Raw genomic sequence first — 20322 nt, 5'->3', positions numbered from 1 at the left:
CAATCAGGTCGAGACGCTCACGCGCTCCAGGCGAGGCGAGAGCAGGTGGACGGCGGCGAGGGCCACGAAATAGGCACTGCCTGCGACGGCAAAGAGCGGCGTGTAGCTGCCGATGCCGTCGAGGATGTAGCCTGCATATTTGGCCATGACCATGCCGCCGATCGCGCCCACCGTTCCACCGATGCCGACCACCGATCCCACGGCTCCGCGCGGAAACAAGTCGGATGGTAGCGTATAGAGATTGGCCGAGAAAGCCTGATGCGCGGCCGTGGCGATGCCGATCACCAGCACGGCAAGCCAGAGATTGTCGATCGACTGCGCAAAGAAGATCGGCAGCACGGCAAAGGCGCAGAGCAACATGGTGAGTTTGCGCGCCGCATTGACGCTCTTGCCCGCCTTCATCAGCCGCCCCGACATCCAGCCGCCGAAGATGCTGCCACCGTCCGAGAGAAGGTAGATGGCGACCAGCGGCGGCCCGAAGCTGATGAGATCAAGGCCATAGCGGGTGCCCAGATAACCGGGCAGCCAGAAGAGGAAGAACCACCAGATCGGGTCGATGCAGAATTTGCCGATGGCATAGGCCCATGTCTCTTTGATGGTGATGAGCTTGGCCCAGCCGATGGGTTCGACCGGATCGGCGGGATCTTGGCGGATATAGGCCAGTTCTTCCGCCGTCACTTTGGGATGCTGATCTGGCCTACGGTAGAAGACCAGCCAGGCGATGAGCCAGACGATGCCGAAAATGCCGGTGGCATAAAAGGCGACACGCCAGCCATAGGCGATGGTCAGCCATGGCACGAGCAATGGGGTGATGATCGCGCCGATATTAGCCCCGGCGTTAAATAGGCCAATAGCAAAGGCGCGTTCCTTTTGCGGAAACCATTCGGTCACCGCCTTGATGCCTGCGGGGAAATTACCGGACTCTCCGATGCCCAGGCCAAATCGCGCCATCGCGAACTGTGTGACGCCGTAGACGCCGCCATGGGCCATATGCGCTATGGTCCAAATTGTGACCGCGATGGCGTAGCCAAAGCGCGCGCCGATGACATCGACGATCCTGCCAAAGCCCAGATAGCCGATCGCATAGGCAGCCTGAAACCAGAAGACGATATTGGCATAGTCGGTTTCCGACCATTGCATCTCTGCTGACAGGGTTGGCTTCAGCACGCCGATCATCTGTCGATCGACATAGTTGATCGCGGTTGCCGCGAACAACAGCGCCACCACCACCCAGCGATAGCGGCCGACCGGCGGACCCTGCACCCCTGCTTCATTCATCATCCTGGCTCCTGATCTTTTATATGGTGTCAGACGTTCAGCGTGGCGGCTGGGCCTCTATCGTGCAGTGGAGTGTGCCCAATGGACCAAAATCGGTTTCCACCTTTTGCCCCGGACGAACCGGATGGACGCCTGTCACCGCTCCGGTTGAAATCCACCATCCCGCCTGAATTGCTATCCCGCGCGCAATCAGATTTTCCAGCAAGAAACTCACCGATCCGATCGCGCCCCGACTGAACGCTGCGGCCGTCCCGGTGCCGACCTCCTCGCCGTCAATTCGCGTTGTGACAGACTGATTGGCATAGGTGCCGCTGCGCCAGTTAGGTATCGCAGGGCCAATTAGCAGCCCATTATTATTGCCGAAATCCGATACCGTTACCGCAGGGCCCATTTCGTTGATCCCAGCAAAGGGGGAACTAGCGATTTCTATGCCGATATGGACGGCATCGATATGAGCGGCAGCTTCTTCCAGCGTGAAGTTTGTTTGATCCGAACGGGGCACGGTGCCGATACGGAACAGATATTCGGCCTCGACCGCGCCGAAGCCATTGGAGAAGACCAAGCCTTTGGATTGGTTGGTCGCCGTAAAGACGGTCGGGGCGAATATAGGGCCGGCGAGCCGGTCGCACCCATATTTCTCGGATAGCGGCGGCAGTATCCGGCCCACTTTCCAGCCGGCGATCGCATCCGGCACCTGGGCCAACGCCGCATCCTGGATGACATAGGCCTCATCTAGGGTTGCCGGGGCGGTGCCGGGATAGTCGCCAAAGCCGGTCGCTGCCTTGCGTGTTGCTAGAAAGTGGGCGGCAATTGTTTGTGCCATGCTGCTTACACTCACGCAGAAATCCTCTTCATCCTGTCTAGGCGAAGCGGTATAGGAAACCGGTGTCATTAACAAGCTGGATCGCAGTGGAGCGTGCTGGCGGGAGCAGAAAACTTGATTATAAGGCCGTATGGCGAAGCAGAATCAGGATGAGGGCCAAACGGCCAAGCTAACGATCAACGACATAGCGAGCATGGCGGGGGTGTCGAAAAAGACGGTCAGTCGCGTCATCAATCGCTCGCCGTTGCTCAATCGGGAAACGCGCGACAAGGTCGAGGCAATCATTCGCGAAACCGGCTATGTGCCCAATCCGCAAGCGCGTGCCTTGGCGCTGGGACGCAACTTCCTGATCGGGCTAGTCTATGACAACCCCAATGCGCAGATGATCCTGTCGATGCAGCGCGGCGTATTGGAGGCTTTGCATGGTACGGAGTTCGAACTGGTGATTCGCCCGGTTGATCGCGGATCCAACCAAGTGATGGACGATATTCGCGGATTCGTGTCGCGCCAGCGCTTGTTCGGCGTCGTCATCCTGCCGCCCATGTCGGAAAATGATGCGCTGGCGCGGATGCTGGATGAGGAAGGCTGTCGCTATGTTCGCATGGGGTCCGCCGTACTGGACGACCCGGAGCATATGGTAGCGTCGAACGACCGGGAAGCGGTAGCAGAGGCGGTACGCTATCTGATAGCGCAGGGGCATCGGCGGATCGGACTGATCGCCGGGCCGCACGGGTTTCGATCGGCGAAGGAACGGCGAGAGGGTTTTGAACTGGCGCTTGCGGAGGCGGGCATCAGCCTGCCGCGTAGCCTGATTGCGGATGGACAATATACGTTTGAATCGGGGCAGTCGGCATCTGAAAGCTTGTTCGATCTGTCGCCAAGACCCACCGCGATCTTTGCCAGCAATGATGAAATGGCGGCGGGCGTTCTCTATGCCGCGCGCCAGCGAGGTATCGCGGTGCCGGAGGAATTGTCGATCATCGGCTTCGACGATACGCCTCTGACCACGCGTGTTTGGCCGCCGCTCAGCACCGTGCGCTGGCCTATTGTTGCCATGGGCCGCGCGGCTGCGCTCAAGTTGATTGGCACCGCGATCGGCGAGGGTTCTGAAGTGAATGAGCCCTCAATGTTCAGTTCGACCTTGATCCGTCGCGCATCGGTTGCACCGCCCGCCGCATCCTGATAGACGATTATCAATGACACCGGTGTCTCGCGATGCCGCAATCAGTGTAAGGAAGAGGGCCGATCATGTTCGAGAAGACCTATTATGCGACGCACCCTGACATGATGGAATGCGTATCGAACGAGGAATTGCGTGATCGCTATTTGATCGGCGGGCTGTTCCGCGATGGCGAATGCGTGTTGAACTATACCCATGCCGACCGCTTCGTGATCGGTGGCGTTGCGGTGGTCGATACGCCGGTCGCGCTGCCTGCGCAGACCGAGCCCGCTTCGGCGGCGGGGCATCCCTTCCTCGAACGCCGCGAAATGGCGGTCGTGAACGTGTCGAATGTCGAAGGCACCGTCACCGTCGATGGCGAGAGCTTCACGCTGGGCAACAAGGATTGCCTCTATGTCACCATGGGCGCGAAGGATGTGCAGTTCGCAGGCGCAGGCGCGCGCTTCTATCTCGCCTCCTGTCCGGCACATAAGGGGTTTGCCACCCGCAAGCTTGGCATCGCCGACGCCAATGCGCTCGAACGCGGCTCCCTCGAAGAATCCAACGAGCGCACCATCTTCCAGCTCGTCATCCCCGGCATCTGTGACAGCGCGCAGTTGGTCATGGGGCTTACCGTGCTCAAGCCCGGCTCGGTGTGGAACACCATGCCCCCGCACATTCATGAGCGTCGCAGCGAGATTTACTTCTACTTCGAACTGGATGGGCCGTCGGATCGCGTCTTCCACTATATGGGCGAAGGCGATGCGATGCGGCATATCGTCATGGGCAATGAGGAAGCGGTGATCTCGCCGCCCTGGTCGATCCATATGGGCAGCGGCACCAAGGCCTATGCCTTCATCTGGGCGATGGCGGGTGAGAACCAGGATTATACCGACATGAACGTGCTGGATATCTGCCAGCTCGCATAACGCAAAGTGAGAGAGCCGTTCGTGTCGAGCAGTCGAGACACGCTCGCACAGCGCCCGGCTGGTTTCTCGACTTCGCTCGAAACGAACGGAATTATTGTGACCAACCCCTTTGATCTCACCGGCAAAGTCGCCATCGTCACCGGCGCGAATACCGGCATTGGCCAGGCGATCGCCCTGTCGTTGGCCGCTGCCGGTGCTGACATCGCCGCCGTGGGCCGCACCCCGGCACAGGAAACCGTCGAAAAGGTTCGCGCGCTTGGGCGTCGCGCGGAGATCATATCCGCCGACCTTTCGACCATCGCCCCGGTCCAGCGCGTGGTGGACGAGACGCTGGAAAAGCTCGGCGGTCTGCACATCCTCGTCAACAATGCCGGGATCATCCGCCGCGCCGACAGCGTGGACTTTACCGAAGCGGATTGGGACGCGGTGATCGACACCAATCTCAAAGTGCTGTTCTTTCTTTGTCAGGCGGCGGGACGGCATATGATCGGCCAGGGCGCGGGCAAGATCATCAACATCGCCTCATTGCTGTCCTTCCAGGGCGGCATCCGCGTGCCAAGCTATACCGCGTCCAAGAGCGGGGTTGCTGGCCTGACCAAACTGCTGGCCAATGAATGGGCGGCGAAGGGCGTCAACGTCAACGCCATTGCGCCAGGCTATATCGCCACCAACAACACCGCCGCGCTGCAGGCCGACGAGACCCGCAACCGCCAGATCCAGGAACGCATCCCGGCCGGCCGCTGGGGCGAGGCCAGCGACATTGGCGGCGCAGCCGTGTTCCTCGCTTCCAGCGCGGCGACCTATATCCAGGCCATACCCTCGCCGTCGAGCGGATGCTCGCGCGATGATCGACTGACACCCACCACTACCCGCTCGGCTCAGGGCGAACAGGCTATCACATAGAGGAGGGATAACCCTCCCCCACACCAAAGGAGGATGGATGCCCAATATCGACAGGCGTACTGCGCTTACCGTCACTGGCCTTGCCACATTGGGCGCCGCCCTCCCCACCCCCCGCCTTTGCGCAAGCGCCCCTTGGGCTCGACGCTACCAAGCCTGGACTACCGCTCAAGAACGGCCATCTGCGCATGGGCACCGGCAGCGGTCCCAACGGCACGATCGGCATCACCAACCTGACCCTCACTCGCGACGGTCAACCCTGGCTTCCGGTCATGGGCGAATTCCACTTCACTCGCTTCCCGGCGCGCTATTGGGAAGAGGAATTGCGCAAGATGAAGGCGGCGGGCATCACCATCGTCGCCAGTTACATATTGTGGAACCATATCGAACTGGAGCCGGGCAAGATCGACTGGACCGGCGACCGCGACATCCGCCGCTTTGTCCAGCTCTGCCAGGATAATGGCCTGCTCTTCTTCCTACGCCCCGGCCCCTGGGGCCATGCCGAGGCTCGCTTTGGCGGCATTCCCGACTGGATCGTCGCAGGCACGCGCCCGCGCAGCAACGATCCTGCCTATCTGGCAGAGGTCGAACGGTTCTGGCGCAGCCTTCATGACCAGGTAAAAGGGCAGCTTTGGAAAGACGGCGGGCCGATCGTCGGCATGCAGATCGAGAATGAATTTAATCTCGATGGTCCGGGCCAGGGCCGCGCCCATATCGCGACGCTCAAAGCCCTCGCGCAGACAATTGGCTATGACGTGCCGCTCTATACCGTCACCGGTTGGGACCAGACGCTCTATCCCAAGGGCGAAGTCGTGCCCGTCCATGGCGGCTATCCCGACGAACCCTGGTCAGCCAAGACCACGGCGTTGCCGCCCAAGGAAAACTATCTTTTCCGTTTCGACAGCCGGGTCAGCGGCGATCTGGGTGCGCAGACCCGCAACAACCGTCGCGGCGACGCCGATAGCGACATGGCGGATACGCCCTTCCTGGGCGCGGAATATGGCGGCGGCGTGCCGGTCATGTACCGCCGTCGCCCGCTGCTCGACCCCAAGGATGTCGCTGCCGCGGTCACCACGCAGGTCGGGTCGGGCGTCAATCTACTGGGCTATTATATGTTCCATGGCGGCGCGAACCCGCTCGCTCATAGTCGTACCTTGGAGGAAACCCAGCGGTCGGGCGGCTATAATGACTGTCCGATCATCGGCTATGATTTCCAGGCACCGCTCGGCCAATATGGCGAGGTGAACCCGGTCAATGCCGCGCTGCGACCGCTCCATTATTTCCTCGCCGCATATGGGGACCGCCTCGCCCCGATGACCGTTCATGCCCCGGCTCGGCTGCCCAGGGACAAGGATGACCTCCAGACACTACGCTGGTCGGTTCGCGCCAAAGGCGACAGCGCCTTCCTCTTCGTCAACAATCATGTCCGCCAATATGCCACGCCCATCCATCGGGGGATGCAGTTCACCGTGCAACTGGCGAGCGGCCCGGTCACCCTGCCATCCCGCCCCGTCACCATCGCAACCGGCGACAGCTTTTTCTGGCCCATCGGCATGGACCTGGACGGCGTCATGCTCAGTTGGGCCACCGCTCAGCCGGTCACCCGCCTGACCGATGCCGAGGGACCGATCCATGTCCTGATCGCCACTGCGCCAGGCACGGTCGAACTCGCCTTTCCGTCCGGCACGCAGCTTTCCGCTCCTTCGCAGGCAGAATCTGGCCGCATCATCGCCCATGTTCCGCCCTCGCCTGACCGACTATTGACCGTCACCAGCCGCGATGGTCACCGCGTCCGGCTCCTGCTGCTCGATCAGGCTTCAGGCCGCGATCTGTGGCTGGGCGACCTGTCGGGTCAACGCCGCCTGATCCTGACAAAGGCCGAAAGCCTCTTCACGCCGGACAGGCTGATCCTGCGCCAGCGCGGCGATGCGACTTTCCACTACCATATCATCCCCGGCCGCAAGGGCGAAGTTACAGTCAAAGGCCCAGCGCCCCGCACGATCCGCTTCACGCAAAGCCGCGTACCAGGTGAAGCGCCCCCGATCGCCATCGGCGGCCCCGCCAACGCCGCGATGCAGCCTCTACCCGAAGCCCACCGCACCGCCGCCGCTTTCACCTTTACCCCGCCCAAAGAGGCTCTGGCGACCGGTGACGCCTTCCTCGAACTCAACTGGCGCGGTGACATCGGTCGCCTGTTCGATGGCACCGATATGCTGGACGACGCCTATTGGGACGGCCGCGTCTGGCGCATCGGTCTCAAACGCTTCGCCCATCGCCTGGGCAAGCCCTGGACGCTAACGATCCTGCCGCTGCGTGCTGACGCGCCCATCTATCTGGATAGCAGCGCCCGCGCGAAGCTGCCCAAGCAGGACCAAGTCGCACAGCTGCTCTCAATCCGCCTCGTCCCCGAATATCAGTTGGAGATCCGCGCATGACTGCCCTTACCCGCCGTGCCACGCTTGGCCTCGCAACGCTGCCGCTGCTTGCTACCCCTGCGCTGGCGGCACCTAGAAAGACTGGCGCCCGGCCCGGCCCGTTCCTTATTGGCGCAGATATAAGCTGGATCCCGGAGGATGAAGCGGCAGGCGCGCGCTATTTCGTGCAGGACGAGCAGAAAGACCCAATCTTGCTGCTGCGCGATGCGGGCTTCAACGCCATCCGGCTGCGCATCTTCGTCGATCCCGTCAAGGGCTATTCGAAGCGCGAACCCGACAAAGCCTGGGCGGGCCTTGCGCAAACCGTGAAACTTGGCCGCCGCATCCGCGACGCCGGCCTCTATCTCGTCCTCTCCTTCCATTATAGCGACACCTGGGCCGATCCGGAGCATCAAGGCGTTCCCGCCGCATGGGCGGGGTATGATCTGCCTGCGCTTGCCAAAGCCATGGACGCCCACACCCATGACACGCTCGTCGCGATGCGCGCCGGCGGCGCGCCGGTCGATATGGCAGTGATCGGCAACGAAACCACCTTCGGTATATTGTGGCCCCACGGCCGGGTGAAGCTGTCCACCCCCACCGGCAACCCTGTCACCGACGCCAATCATGCCAAGGTTGGCCAAGTCGGGGGCTTCGACGCTTTTGCAGCTTTGCTGCGCGCAGGCATAGCGGGCGCGCGCCGCGCCGAACCCGACATCGCCATCCAATTGCACAATCATTTGGGGCGGCATTGGGGGATCGTGCGCGAATGGACCGACGCGCTGGTTGCGCGCAATGTCGATTTCGACGTGATCGGCTTTTCCGCCTATCAGCAACTGGCCCAGGGCGACTGGGCCAACAGCTTCAACCAATTCCTCAAACGTTATCCGGGCAAGGGGCTGCTCGTTGCCGAATATTCCAGTCGCAAACGCTATATCAACGATCTGGTCCACGCCCTGCCCGACAAGCGCGGCTGGGGCACGTTCATCTGGGAACCCACCCGGCATCAGGAAGCGATTTTCGACCGCAACGGCAAGAATGCGGGCGAAGGTGCCAAGCCCGACCTGTTGAGCCAGGGCATCAACAGCGCCGAAGCCCCCGGCGGCCTTGCTACCGCTGCGCCAGCACCCAAGCCCGAACCGACAGGCCCAATGGGCCTAGGGGGCGACTATATCGCCAATCCGTTGCTTGATCTTTATGGTCAGATGGCAAAGGATTATCGACCGTGAACCGGCGCGATTTCGCGCTGGGCGCAGGGGCGTTGGCGCTCACCGCCTGCGCCACGCGCGCGGTCTCTGCCGCAACCCCTCTCCTATTTGCCTATTTCACCACTGGCAAGGGCGAAGCGGATGGCCTGAAACTCGCCACCAGCGACGACGGCTTCACCTTCTGCACGTTGGCGGGCGGTCGCAGCCTGCTCGTGCCGCAGGTGGGCGAAAAGAAGCTGATGCGTGACCCCTTCCTGTTTCATGACAACGATACCTATCACCTGCTATGGACCACGGCTTGGGAGGGCGTGACCATCGGCCATGCCACCAGCACCGATCTCATCCGCTGGTCGCCCCAAAGGGCGATCCCCGTTATGGCCACCATTGCGGGCACACGCAATTGCTGGGCGCCCGAAGCCGTTTACGACCCCCGCGCCCGCCACTGGCTGCTCTTCTGGTCCAGCACGGTCGTCGGCCGCTACATGGAAACGGCAGGCACCTCTGAATCGGGTTATAATCACCGCCTCTGGTCCACCACCACGCGCGATTTCGTAACCTTTTCCGAGCCCCAGCCGCTCTATGATCCTGGTTTCAGCGTGATCGACGGCAGCTTTGCCTACGCCCCCGACGGCAGCCTGCACCTGATCGTCAAGGACGAGACGGTTACCCCGCCGCGCAAATGGCTACGCAGCGCACCAGCGCAAAGCCCCTCCGGTCCGTTCGGCCCGCTCTCCGCTCCTTTCTCGCCCTCTTGGGTCGAAGGACCCATGACCGCGCGCGTTGGCGATGCGGTTCTATGCTATTACGACATCTACAAGGAAGGTCGCTGGGGCGCTGTGATGACGCGCGACATGGTGACATGGCAGGATGTCAGCGACCGCCTGACCCTCCCGCCCGGTGCCCGGCACGGGTCGCTGCTGCGGGTGCCCAACCACCTTATAGATGCGATCAAAGCTTGAGGCACTGCAGCGGAGATTTGAAATTACCTGCATCGCTGGCGACATCGCCGATTGCCTAGAAAGCCTGCGAACAGTCGCACCCATGTCTTACCGCACCAGTGCCACGCCGATGCGCAGGCGAGTGGTGCGTCGATTGTAGTCCAGCAGATTCTCGCCATAGCCGACAAAGCTTTGTCCAAAGAGATAGAAGTCCGGGCCGCCGCCCAGAATGCCACGCAACGGGTAGGACAGGTCGGCTGCGATTGATCCTTTGCCGCTGCTGAAGTTTATACGGCTGGAAGCGGAGAGGCGTAGGCCGTCGTCTTGGCCAATTTCGACGGTGAGGCCGCTATTGCCCCGATAGCGGCGGATGTCGGCATTGTCAGACAGGTCGCCAGCATAGATCCATGCGCGCGGCGCCACGGTCAGGCGAGTTTCATTGCCTAGCGAAAATGCCGCCATCGGCCCGACATAGATGGTATTGAGGCTGCGTGACAAATCACCGTCGCGTCCATTGGATTCGTGGCGTAGGCCGATTTGCCCAGCGAGCGTCGCCGTGTCCGACAGCGCCTTAGGCGGCGTGGTGTAAAAAAGTTCCGGTTGGAAATCGATATTGCGGAATGGTGAGGAATCCGCGCCCAGATCCCAGAACATACGTTGTGTATAGGCGAAGTAGAAACCATCGCCCAGCGCCGGTCGGTCTTCGCGCGCCTCGCTGCCGAACAGCTGATATTTGAAGCTCAACTGGATACGCGCCTCGCTATTAGTGCCGGGACCATAGACGGCGTAGATCGGCTGATAGGCACTCAGATTTTCAAGGAAGGCGTTGCCCACAGTGCGGTCGCTGGGTGAGGGGGTGACGGGTATTGACGTGTCGGCAGGCGCAGCGTCTAGTGCGGAAGCAGTGGCTCGGATGGGACCAGGCGCGGCGAACAGCGTCACCGCCTGGCCGCTCCAACTAGGGATCGAGAGCAACGCGCCATCCTGAAATGCGTCCGACTCCAGCCGATAACGGGCGGTGGCGAACATGCCCGGTGCGATGCTAAACGTTGCTGGGGTGGCAGGCGCGCGCCGCAGCGTAACGGTACGCCCGGTACCCAGCGCGCTCGGCCGTTCGAGCCTGGCTTCCACCATATCAGCTACATCTGCCTGCGTCGTTACCATGCCGGTATTGAGCAGGTGAATATCGACCACTGCCCCGCCGGTGGCTTGTGCTTCCACATGGCCAATCAGCATTTCGATGCCATTCGCCGCGAGGGCCGTTCCGGGCGAGGCTGCAGCCAAAATAGCGGCCAGCAGGAAAGTGGGGTCGATCTTCATAAAGATATCTTCTGCCGAAACGGGTGCGAGAGCCTCCCTTACCCGATTTGCCGGATCAGACGACATATTTGTGCTGTTGTGATACCAGCCCCGCCCGGCGTCAGGCCCAAAAATCCTCATGTTCTTGTGGCGGAAGTGGTCGAGTGCGGAACGGCCTTCTTGTCAAAATATAGGAACCGGGCCGTCGATCGCTAAGCGACAGATAACGAACGGGTATCTTTCGAATATCCCAATTGGCGGGCTATCGCAGCATAGTCGCACGCAGCGTGCCGACATCTGCGTCGGTCAACAGCAGCGCCTTTTTCATAAACCCTTCCGAACCGCCATATTGGCTATCGATATAGGTGAAAAATTGGGCCAAATGCGAGGCGCCACTTGGTGTGTAGAGCGGTTCGGCGATCGTGCGCTGCGTCTCATCCTTCGAGAAATAATATTTCAAGATGGGATTGTTGGGATAGTCTGCGGGATCGACTTTGGGCATTTCCCATTGCGGGCGACGCAGCGCGGTCGACATATGATAGTCTTTGAGGATTGTCTCCCGATCCACCCCCAGCATGTCATAGAGCAAGGCAGTCGCGATGCCGGTGCGGTCCTGCCCCGCCGAACAATGGTAGATCACCGCGCCTTCATCGGCGTTGATCCGTTGGTACAAGGCGCGCAACTGCGGGATAAGCAGTTTTTCCATGCCCTGATAGACATTTTCGCCATTACCCTTGCCGAAATTGGCCATCAAGGGCTTGAGCGAATAATCATTGGAAATGAACAGCGCGCCCGTGCGGTCATCCACCAGGTCGGGCGCGACCTCCCGTTCCTCCAGCGACCGCAGATCGACCACCGATCCAACGCCGAGCTGATCGATCAGGCTGTAATCGGCTTCGCTCAGCAGCGGCATTGCGCCGGAGCGAAATGCCTTGCCCCAGCGCACGGTACGGCCATCTTTGGTGACATAGCCGCCAATGTCGCGGAAGTTGCTACCTTGCTCCAGCGGAAGAACCCGCTCGGCCACCACGGTTACGTCACCCCTGCCGTCCTGAAGCAGGACGTAACGGCGCTCATCGGCCGGAATAGGCAGTGTGATCTTGCCATCCTTGCCTGCCGCCTTGATCTTGTCCGCGGCGACGCGCTGGTCGTCGGCATCGATGGCACTGTCCTGGCTGATCCAGATTGCCACGGGATTGATGTCGCCGCGATCCAGCAGGACGGTGGCCGCATCGGAACGTATAAGCGTCGCCGCTTCGCGTCCAATGGCGGGGGTGGCGACCGAAGCTGCCAGGAGCAGCGCGGTGACAAGGGTAATGCGCATCGGTTCGGTCTCCGTCAAAAGCTGAAGCGAACGCCGAACAGATAGCGCGACCCGATCTGCTCGACTTCGGTCGGCGTCGCGGTCGTGCCCTGATAGGCGATATAGGTTTCGTCGGTCAGGTTCGCGAGATCCGCGAACAGAGTCAGATTTTCTGTGAGTTCATAGCGCAGCGACACGTCGAGATTTTCATAGCCCTTGCGATATTCGCCGCTGCCAAAGCCACCCAATGTATCGAGCCAGTTGGACCGCCACTGATAACTGACACGCGCCGAGATACCGTATTTCTCGTAGAAGAGCGACGCATTGGCGATGCGCTTGGACATGCCCTGAAAAGCGATATTCTGCTGCGTGGGTGTATCGAAGCTGCCATCCAGCAGGGTAACGTTGCCTTGGAAGCCGAAGCCGTCGAGCGCGCCGGGCAGGAAGTCGAACTGTTTGAGCAGATTGAATTCGACGCCGTAGAGCTTGCCCTTTTCCCCATTATAGGTGCCGCTCAGCAGATAGGCCGACCGGTCCACGCCGCCAAAGTCATAGAAATCGCTGCCGACCGGCGCCTGGCTTTGGTACAGGACGTCTTCCACCCAGCGATGGAAGGCCGCGATGGACACCATGCCGTTGCCAGGCAGATAATATTCGATGCTGGCGTCCGTCCCCCAAGTATATTCGGGCCGCAGGGCGGGGTTGCCGCCGCCGATCGTGCCGGGACTGTTGGTGTCGTTGATGGCAGCTCCGACGCGGATCGCGCCATAAGCGGGGCGCGAAACGCCGCGTTGTCCGGCCAGCCGCAGGACCAGATTGTCGGTCGCGGCATATTTGATGTTGAGGCTGGGGAAGAAGTCTGTCTTGCTGGACGTGTAGGTCAGCGGCGTACCGACGCCGCCGGCAACGACGGTCCCGCGATTATCCATCAGATAGCGTTCCATCCGCACACCGCCGACCGCGGTCAGCGCGCCGCTTTCGACCTTGCCCATGACATAGGCAGCCAAGGTCCGTTCGCGCTGGGTGTAGCGGTCACTATCGGGGATATCGAGCGCGGGGTTGTAGAGACCCGCAGCCGTCAACCGGTCGAGCAGGCTCAAAGCATCGTCGCGCATCGCGACATTGTCGACATAGTTGAGCGGGACGCCGAGCGGGAATCCCGTGTCCCATGGCCGGTCTGTCACATAGCTGTTGACGTTGAAGGGCTGACCGACCGCAGCGCCCATGGCCCCGAGATAGGCGAGGTTCGCGGTTGAGAAATTATTGCCCGCAATATCGCGATCGGCATAGAGTCCGCCAGCCGAGAGGGTCAGATCGCCCATCTCCTTGGACAGGTCGAACTTGGCCGTATAGCTGTTGGACACCGTCTTCTGCCGCGCTGCGATCAGATAAGCGCCGCTGGTCGACAGGCTCGCCTGATTGAATGGGCCGTCGATAGTGACGATAGGAAAGTTGGGATCGCTGTTGTCATAGCTGAGCGACAGATTGTTCGCACCGCTGGTCGATGACTGGATAAGCGGCAGGAAGGTGCTGTTATCGGTTCGGGTATAATTGAACTTAAAGGATGCGTTGAGGCCATCGTCGGTCGCATAGTCACCGCCAACGGTAGCAATATAGTTGCGGTTGCGATACTCGCCGAAGTTAAAGCTGCCGCGTAGCGGCACGCCGGTCAGCATGCCGCTATCCTGTGCACGGGTGCCGCCGGTGGCGCGATCCAGCCGGAACTCATATTGGTTACGCTGCTCATTATCATTGAATTCGGAGAAAATCGCCTTGGCATAAAGGCGCTGGCCTTCTTCTGGCTATATTCGACGCCTGCAAACAAGCCGTTGTTCCAGCGTTCGATCTCATATTGCCGAATGTCGAACTCAGTGGGCCCGTTGGCGTCATAGGCACCAACTTCGCGATTGTCGGTCAATTGCTTGCGGCGATAGTGCGACCCGCCGACCACGACCCCGAACACATCGTTCGACCAAGATAGGCGCATCGATGCCTGCCGCTGCTCGCCCTTGCCCAGATCCATGAAGCCATAGCCCGCATCACCAGTCACATGCAGCCCTTTGCGATCCATGGGCGAATAGGTGCGTAGATCAATAGTGGCGACGATCGCGTCAGCCTGAAGGTCGCTGGTCAGCGATTTGTTGATGACCATCTGCGACAGCAGAACGGCCGGGATGGCATCGAAGCGGAAGGCGCGGGTGTCGCCGCCTTCGTCCACGCCCACCATCGGGATGCCGTCGATGCTCACCGACGTCCAGCGATTGGGTGCACCGCGCACTTGGATATAACGTTCCTGGCCCTGGTCGCGCTGAACGGCGACGGCGGGCAAGCGCGACAGGGCGGCAGCCGCGTTCTGATCAGGGAAGCGCCCCACCGCATCCGACGCGGCGACGTCGGACAGGTTCACGGCGGCGCGCTTGAGCGCGATCGAATCCTGCTGCGCCGACAGGATCGATCCCGTAACGATAATCGTGCCTTCTTCGTCCGCCGCTTCGGCTATCGGCGCCGCGTCCTGCGCAGCGAGGGCGGATGGAACAAAAGCGATTAGGCCACACAAAGCAGTGGTGCATAATAGCAGGTTGCAAGGCAGTTTCATGATCGATCCCCCAGATGGCGTGGCGATCGACTAGAACGATTGTATGTATCTATTGTGACGTTCGTCTGTGTTATCAAAACGCGGCAGTGGACCACCTGTAGCTCGCTCGCAACGCCAGCTCTTGCTATGCTTCAGTTTCCAACGCCAAATGACCGACCGGATAAACATGCCTGGAAATGAGAAAAAAACGTCTAATCACAGACTGATAGAAGCAGTAATCGAGCAATGGGAACGATGTGGATATGAAGGGATTTCCGCACGTCAGCTCTCCACCCTTGCCTCTTCTCCCTCCTCGTCAATCTATCATCATTTTGGGTCTCTGGAACAGTTGTTGGCACTGGCCCAAGAGCATGTCATCGGGCTGACAAGCCAATGGTGCAACGAGCGAATAGAACATTTGGCGGACATCCCGCGCGACCCGCGTGCCTTCCCTGCCTTCTTTGCTGCATGCATCGACGATTGGGCACGTGGCGAGCGCTGCCTGGCCTTTGCGTGGCGGGAGGGGCAATTGCTGCGCGCCCGCAACCCATCGGGCCGCGCGCTTCAACAGCAGTGGGAAAGGCTCTGGCTCGACTTCTGGCAGGCGGCAACAGCGTGCTTCGGATTGGAACGCGGGGCAGGCGTCGCCTACCGCCTGTTCGAAAATGAATCCTTCCTGCACATGCTCAATTGGCGTCGGTCCGTGGATCGTGCCGGGCTCGATGAATTTGCCCGCGGGGTTGGGGCATGGCTGATGGGCGATGCCGTGCCGCAATCTCCCTGGCGCGATTTCGCCCGCGCAGCCGCGCTTGACGCCCTACCTACCGAGCCAAATCACGACATCATCACCGCCCAAATCGTGGCCGCAGCGGCGGCTTGATAGCCGAGGTCGGCCCCGGCGGGCTGACCCATCGCGCTGTGGCTGCCAGTACCGGCCTCACGCTCGGCACAGTGTCCCATAAGATCCGTACCAAGGCCGAGCTTGTTCAGGTCGGTTACGGTGGCCTCTACATCAACGCCGTTTCGCGTTTACGGGCACAAACGTCGGTTCTGCCGTCAGGCCGGGAGACAGTCGTCGGCATCGCTAATTTCTTGGCGGAAAATTCGGGCAGTCGTGGCATCGACGCGCTGCACCTAGCGGTCGCGCGCGATCCCGCGCTGCACCAATTCGGGCTTCAACTGCGGTATCTGCGCGGCAGTACGTCCCGGTCGCTGCTGCAGATGCTGCTACCGAATCGGCCTTCGCAGGGGCATCTGGAACCAGCCTTGTTATCGGGCTTCCTGTCATCGCTATCACGCCACTATGGTGATTGGACAGCGGAAGAGGCGCGTGCGCCGATCCGTGCGGAACTGGAAGATCTGATGGCATTGCTCTAAATGCTGTGTGCTACAGGCGGCTTCACGAAGCTGTCACGGACGCGCTTTACCGGCCGCTTATGCGAATTGGCCGTCCTTCGGGGATAGACCCGCCTATCCATTCGGTTGGCGTGCGCATCAGCCGCGCCCGGCTTGCAGCCTTCTCGTTGCCCGTGCTGCTCTTCCAAGCGATTGAAATGGCATGGCGTGCCTACCTGCCCCGGTTCCTGACTTTGGATATAGGGATCGCCCTGGGTGTCGTCGGCGCAATCTTGTTGGGCGCCAGGCTGCTGGACGCAATCGCGGACCCGCTGATAGGCTGGATGAGTGACACAGTGCCCACGCCCTTCGGTAGGCGTAAACCCTGGATGGCGCTCGGGGCCGCTCTCGTCCCGGTGGGGGCGCTGCTGCTGTTTCTGGCCCCCACTGGAGCTGGACTGACGCATATCATAGTGGCCAGCCTGCTGCTGCATCTGGGCTATTCCTTCATCATCACGCCCCATGGCGGTTGGGGGTTGGAATTGTCGACCGACAAGCATCAGCGCACCCGCATCATGGGGGCCAAAGTATGGTTCGGATTGCTGGGCGCGCTCGGGCTGCTGGTAGTGATGGCGCTGATGGAACGGGGTTTCGCCATTCCCCGCGCCAGCCAGATGGCCGTGCTCGGCTGGGCCATCGCTTTGTTGGCACCAATTACCGTGGTCGCGGTAATCCTGCTGTTCAAGGAGCCCGCTGATGTAAGTGTGCCGTCAAAGGCAGGCAACCTGCTGGTGCTGTTCGGGTCGATCCTTCGCGCCCGGTCCATGCGCGCGATTCTGGCGCTATATGTGTTGACTGGTATCATAGACGCGGCGGCGGCTAGCAGTTTCCTGTTCTTGGCCGAGGACACATTGGGGCTGGACAGATGGGGTGCTGCATTGTTGCTGGTCCAGCCAGTCCTCGCTCTGGCAACTTTGCCGATCTGGAGTCGGGTGAGTGCCCGGATCGGCCGACAGCAGACGTTGATGATCGCCTATGGCTGGCAAGGGCTCACCGCGCCGCTGCTCTTCCTCATCCCGGAAGGGCAACCCGTTATATTCGCCGCCTTCATTGCCATCCGCGCGCTCGGATGGGGTGTCGACTATATGCTGTTGCGCGCGATGGTCGCCGATCTGGTGGATGGGCAGGCACAGGATATGGGACGGCTGGGCGGTATATATTATGGCATGAGCAGCGTAACGCTTAAAATCGCCATGGGCGTGGGCGGCGGCGGCGCTTTGTGGCTAATGAAAATCATGGCGAGCCCAACAGGCATAGCGTCGGCAGACGCAGTCCGCCTCGCCTATGCTTTGCCAGCGACGATCTTGGTGCCGATCGCGCTCCTGATTTTGGTCATGCATGAACGCAGATTTGCTAACTGGCAGTTGCCCCTTGCAAAGAAATTTGCCTGACGCCTGTCGGGCACAAGGGCATTTTGGCCATTCACAGCCGGCCAGCGGAAGCTATCCAATCATGGCTGCTTAAAGACATATGGCAATCCGCTGTCGGCCAATTTCTACAAATCAAAATCTGAGCGTCTCCAGCCGGTCGAAAGTCGGAAACGACGCGTCATCAGCGCTGCTTTTTGGCTATCGTCGCCGTAAAATCCGGATCCTTGTTCGCTACCCAATCGACGAATTTGCGAACCGAAGGGTTGGCCAGCAAGCCTTCCACATCCATGCCGTGTCGCTGCAATTCGGAATTAGTGAAATTGACGATCAACGTCTGTTGGCAAATCGAGTGCATGGGCACGACATCACGCCCGCCTCGGCTCTTGGGCACGGGATGGTGCCAGACTATTGTGGAGCCGGACGGTCGGCCACAAAGCCAGCATGGTGGTACTATCGCTGGAGGCTCATCCTCGTGATATACATTATCATAGGAACCTTGTTTTGAATGTTTACGGGCCATGCACCTGCCTATTTGGACTAATCTTGCATGAACCGCATATAGGGACCGCGTTGCCATGCCCACTACGAAGATTAATAAATGGCACCATCCGTCCCCAAGCGCCGGCAACCCGTCAGGGCCGAGGCCATCGGGCGATCATTGCCCGTGTAACACCATTCGTCCACCCAAAGCCGTCTTGAAGCGGATACTCGCCACCGCCGCCGGACCGGATCTGCTCGACGTCATATTTCTCCACAATCTTGCCGCTCGATTGATAGCCGCGTTCTACGGTCGTGATCCAGGCGTTCGCAATCCTTCGTGCCAGATCTTCGTGACCATAGCCCGACAATCCATCAGCAGCGATCCATTGCAGGGGCGCCCAGCCATTGGGGCGATCCCATTGCTCTCCCGTTTCTACGAGGCTTCTGTGGTTGCCGCCCGTGATGCAAGAAGTTTCTGATCCGAAGAGCGAGTGATCGAGTGCGGTCTTCTGTCAGGCCTTTGGTTGCGGCGTTTCAGAAGCCGCTGGCCGGTATGGTGATCTGCGGTTCGAGTCCAAATCTCGTTTTCGAGCTGGCATGCTCACGCCTCGTAACTGGTTTTCCCGAACCAGATCTGTTCGCTCATTTCGCCCATTCGGGTCGTCGCCTTCTCACACCCCCCATCATCCGACGTTAGGTAAGCTTGTTGGCATGCCGATCATGCAACTGCTGCCTGCGCCGGAATTCTGTATTCATTACCATTTTTTATCAGGCCCAAATCGTTCTGGCCATCTTGTTGGCGAGGGCAATTGCCACAAGCATTCTCGGTTTCCTGGCAAGCATATCTGCGAGCAGGAATTTTCTGGAATCGATCTTCGACCCATCCAATTCAGACGGGACATTGCACCTATGATAAGCAGTCTGCGGATATCAGCCTGACCTGCTTTCGAAATACGTCCAAGGCGCTCCTTTCCGCCCGAGGAGAATTGTCGCGGGACAAGACCGAGCCAGGCCGCGAAGTCCCGCCCGCATCGGAAGCTCTCCATTGATGGRGCGAAGGCCTCGACCGCTAAGGCTGTTAAAGGGCCAACTCCCGGAATCGTCTGTAGCCGCTTGGCCGCGTCAGTTTCAGCCGCCAGCGCTTTGATCTTCTTTGTCCGTATATTGATACGCTCAGTTTTCTCAGCGATCTGTGCCAATAGATCTCGGCATTCCTCCCGCATCAAAACGGGCAAATCGCTGTTAAGCTCATCAAGAATGTCCGCAATCCTGCAGAGCTGATTTATGCCTTGGGGGACAACATGACCATATTCATAGAGCGCCGCCCTTACGGCATTGACCAGTTCCGTGCGTTGATGAACCAGCCGTTCTCTTCCGCGAAATAGAATCGCCCTGCTTTGCTGCTCTTCCGACTTTGGATCAACAAACCGCATCTCTGGTCGTTGAGCCGCAATTACGATCGCTTCAGCGTCAGCGGCATCATTTTTCTGTCGCTTCACGAACGGCTTAACATAGTGTGGTGCGATAAGTTTGACCTCGTGGCCAAGCCGGATCATTTCCCGGGCCCAATAATGCGCACTGCCACATGCTTCCATCACGATCACCGCCGACGGTTGCGCTGCCATAAATGCGGCGAAGGCTGAACGCGGAGCTTTTTCCGAAACTTGGGTTCGCCTGTCATTGACGCTGCATGAAGCTGAAACACGGACTTTGCCAAGTCCACGCCGATCATTGTATCTTTTGACACGATTGCCGTCCTTTCCGCTCAGTGGTCCTAATTCCACTATCCTGGCACATCTCAGTGCCGTCTGGGGAGGGCGGCAACCACCCCATCTCGTCAAGCAGCTGCCGAGGGTGCCCGCAGTTTTTTGAGCGCCGCAGAATGGCCTCCTCTGGCCGCCTGCCTTTTGCAAATCGCTTTCCTATGCGGGACGCATACTGAAGTTGCGCGCGCGAGTAAGGGAACCAAGGCGGTAAACTCGACACCAGCGCCTATCAGTAACGCTGAGGCTTTGGTCATCAGTAATGATAGTGGAACACCTGTCCTTACGCTTGCCCAGATCAGTCCACCGGATTCGGAAGCTGGATGGCGCAAGGTCAGCAAGGATGACACCGGCATTAGCCGGTTAAATCCCCTTTTGCAGGTGGTACCTGGCATGGCGATGGCCGTAGAGGTTGGGACCAGCAATTACATGAATGTGAGCCCGGCTGGAACCAAATTGGTGGAGAGCGTCAAACACGGTGCCTTATC

The 20322-nt window shown here is 60.1% G+C and carries 17 protein-coding genes and 2 pseudogenes; 10 read left to right on the top strand and 9 right to left on the bottom strand.

Going from position 1 to position 20322, the window contains the following annotated elements:
- Window positions 1-3: 3 nt before the first annotated feature.
- A complete protein-coding gene (locus BF95_RS00075; protein WP_043148754.1) occupies window positions 4-1278 on the bottom strand; it encodes an MFS transporter in 1275 nt (424 codons plus the stop codon).
- Between the two features lie 37 nt (window positions 1279-1315).
- On the bottom strand, window positions 1316-2101 hold the full coding sequence (locus tag BF95_RS00070) for a fumarylacetoacetate hydrolase family protein (RefSeq protein WP_043148555.1): 786 nt from the start codon (window positions 2099-2101) through the stop codon (window positions 1316-1318).
- Between the two features lie 130 nt (window positions 2102-2231).
- On the opposite strand from BF95_RS00070, the gene BF95_RS00065 reads away from it, so the two are divergent.
- The 6 genes and pseudogenes from BF95_RS00065 (at window position 2232) to BF95_RS00040 (ending at window position 9670) form a co-directional block, all read left to right on the top strand.
- Window positions 2232-3284, top strand: coding sequence for a LacI family DNA-binding transcriptional regulator (locus BF95_RS00065; RefSeq protein WP_043148554.1), 1053 nt, complete (start codon window positions 2232-2234; stop codon window positions 3282-3284).
- 65 nt (window positions 3285-3349) lie between these two features.
- Window positions 3350-4189 carry a 5-dehydro-4-deoxy-D-glucuronate isomerase gene (gene kduI, locus BF95_RS00060; protein WP_043148553.1) on the top strand — a complete coding sequence of 280 codons (840 nt, stop codon included), beginning with the start codon at window positions 3350-3352 and terminating at the stop codon, window positions 4187-4189.
- A gap of 96 nt (window positions 4190-4285) precedes the next feature.
- Window positions 4286-5037 (top strand): annotated as a pseudogene (kduD, locus tag BF95_RS00055) (2-dehydro-3-deoxy-D-gluconate 5-dehydrogenase KduD).
- A gap of 240 nt (window positions 5038-5277) precedes the next feature.
- Window positions 5278-7524, top strand: coding sequence for a beta-galactosidase (locus BF95_RS00050; RefSeq protein ID WP_235209484.1), 2247 nt, complete (start codon window positions 5278-5280; stop codon window positions 7522-7524).
- On the top strand, window positions 7521-8732 hold the full coding sequence (locus BF95_RS00045) for a glycosyl hydrolase 53 family protein (protein WP_043148551.1): 1212 nt from the start codon (window positions 7521-7523) through the stop codon (window positions 8730-8732). Before BF95_RS00050 ends, BF95_RS00045 begins: the two co-directional genes overlap by 4 nt.
- Complete coding sequence (locus BF95_RS00040; protein WP_043148550.1) at window positions 8729-9670, top strand: glycoside hydrolase family 43 protein; 942 nt, start codon at window positions 8729-8731, stop codon at window positions 9668-9670. Before BF95_RS00045 ends, BF95_RS00040 begins: the two co-directional genes overlap by 4 nt.
- Before the next feature lie 87 nt (window positions 9671-9757).
- On the opposite strand, the gene BF95_RS00035 is transcribed toward BF95_RS00040, so the two are convergent.
- From BF95_RS00035 to BF95_RS30555, 4 genes are all read right to left on the bottom strand, one after another.
- Window positions 9758-10969, bottom strand: a complete 1212-nt coding sequence (locus BF95_RS00035; RefSeq protein ID WP_043148549.1) for a phospholipase A — start codon at window positions 10967-10969, stop codon at window positions 9758-9760.
- Window positions 10970-11210: 241 nt separating this feature from the next.
- Window positions 11211-12272 carry a tyrosine-protein phosphatase gene (locus tag BF95_RS00030; protein WP_043148752.1) on the bottom strand — a complete coding sequence of 354 codons (1062 nt, stop codon included), beginning with the start codon at window positions 12270-12272 and terminating at the stop codon, window positions 11211-11213.
- A gap of 14 nt (window positions 12273-12286) precedes the next feature.
- Window positions 12287-14020, bottom strand: coding sequence for a TonB-dependent receptor (locus tag BF95_RS00025; protein ID WP_327195394.1), 1734 nt, complete (start codon window positions 14018-14020; stop codon window positions 12287-12289).
- Window positions 13921-14847, bottom strand: coding sequence for a TonB-dependent receptor plug domain-containing protein (locus BF95_RS30555; protein WP_327195389.1), 927 nt, complete (start codon window positions 14845-14847; stop codon window positions 13921-13923). The genes BF95_RS00025 and BF95_RS30555 overlap by 100 nt, the downstream gene beginning before the upstream one ends.
- A 148-nt stretch (window positions 14848-14995) precedes the next feature.
- Between BF95_RS30555 and BF95_RS27165 the strand changes: the two genes are divergently transcribed.
- From BF95_RS27165 to BF95_RS00015, 3 genes are read left to right on the top strand one after another with little or no spacing between them, the layout of a single operon-like run.
- On the top strand, window positions 14996-15706 hold the full coding sequence (locus tag BF95_RS27165) for a TetR/AcrR family transcriptional regulator (protein ID WP_152542499.1): 711 nt from the start codon (window positions 14996-14998) through the stop codon (window positions 15704-15706).
- The gene (locus BF95_RS27160) at window positions 15703-16203 is read left to right on the top strand and encodes a hypothetical protein (RefSeq protein WP_152542498.1); all 501 of its coding nucleotides are present in this window, start codon (window positions 15703-15705) and stop codon (window positions 16201-16203) included. Before BF95_RS27165 ends, BF95_RS27160 begins: the two co-directional genes overlap by 4 nt.
- A gap of 59 nt (window positions 16204-16262) precedes the next feature.
- On the top strand, window positions 16263-17612 hold the full coding sequence (locus BF95_RS00015) for an MFS transporter (RefSeq protein ID WP_051519775.1): 1350 nt from the start codon (window positions 16263-16265) through the stop codon (window positions 17610-17612).
- Between the two features lie 160 nt (window positions 17613-17772).
- On the opposite strand, the gene BF95_RS00010 is transcribed toward BF95_RS00015, so the two are convergent.
- The 3 genes and pseudogenes from BF95_RS00010 to BF95_RS00005 form a co-directional block, all read right to left on the bottom strand.
- Window positions 17773-18111: a hypothetical protein gene (locus BF95_RS00010; protein ID WP_043148748.1), complete on the bottom strand. Its 339-nt coding sequence runs from the start codon at window positions 18109-18111 to the stop codon at window positions 17773-17775.
- A gap of 112 nt (window positions 18112-18223) precedes the next feature.
- Window positions 18224-18535 carry a trehalase family glycosidase gene (locus BF95_RS25940; protein ID WP_081763967.1) on the bottom strand — a complete coding sequence of 104 codons (312 nt, stop codon included), beginning with the start codon at window positions 18533-18535 and terminating at the stop codon, window positions 18224-18226.
- A gap of 254 nt (window positions 18536-18789) precedes the next feature.
- Window positions 18790-19818 (bottom strand): annotated as a pseudogene (locus BF95_RS00005) (IS110 family transposase).
- Window positions 19819-19939: 121 nt separating this feature from the next.
- On the opposite strand from BF95_RS00005, the gene BF95_RS28555 reads away from it, so the two are divergent.
- Window positions 19940-20322, top strand: a 383-nt coding sequence (locus BF95_RS28555; RefSeq protein WP_235209482.1) for a hypothetical protein, incomplete at its 3' end; no start/stop codon positions are given.

It is taken from the genome of Sphingobium sp. Ant17, from assembly GCF_000588875.1.
In the GTDB taxonomy this organism is placed as follows: domain Bacteria; phylum Pseudomonadota; class Alphaproteobacteria; order Sphingomonadales; family Sphingomonadaceae; genus Sphingobium.
Note: the sequence above shows the minus strand (reverse complement) of the source record. Positions and strands in the feature narration are given on the sequence as shown.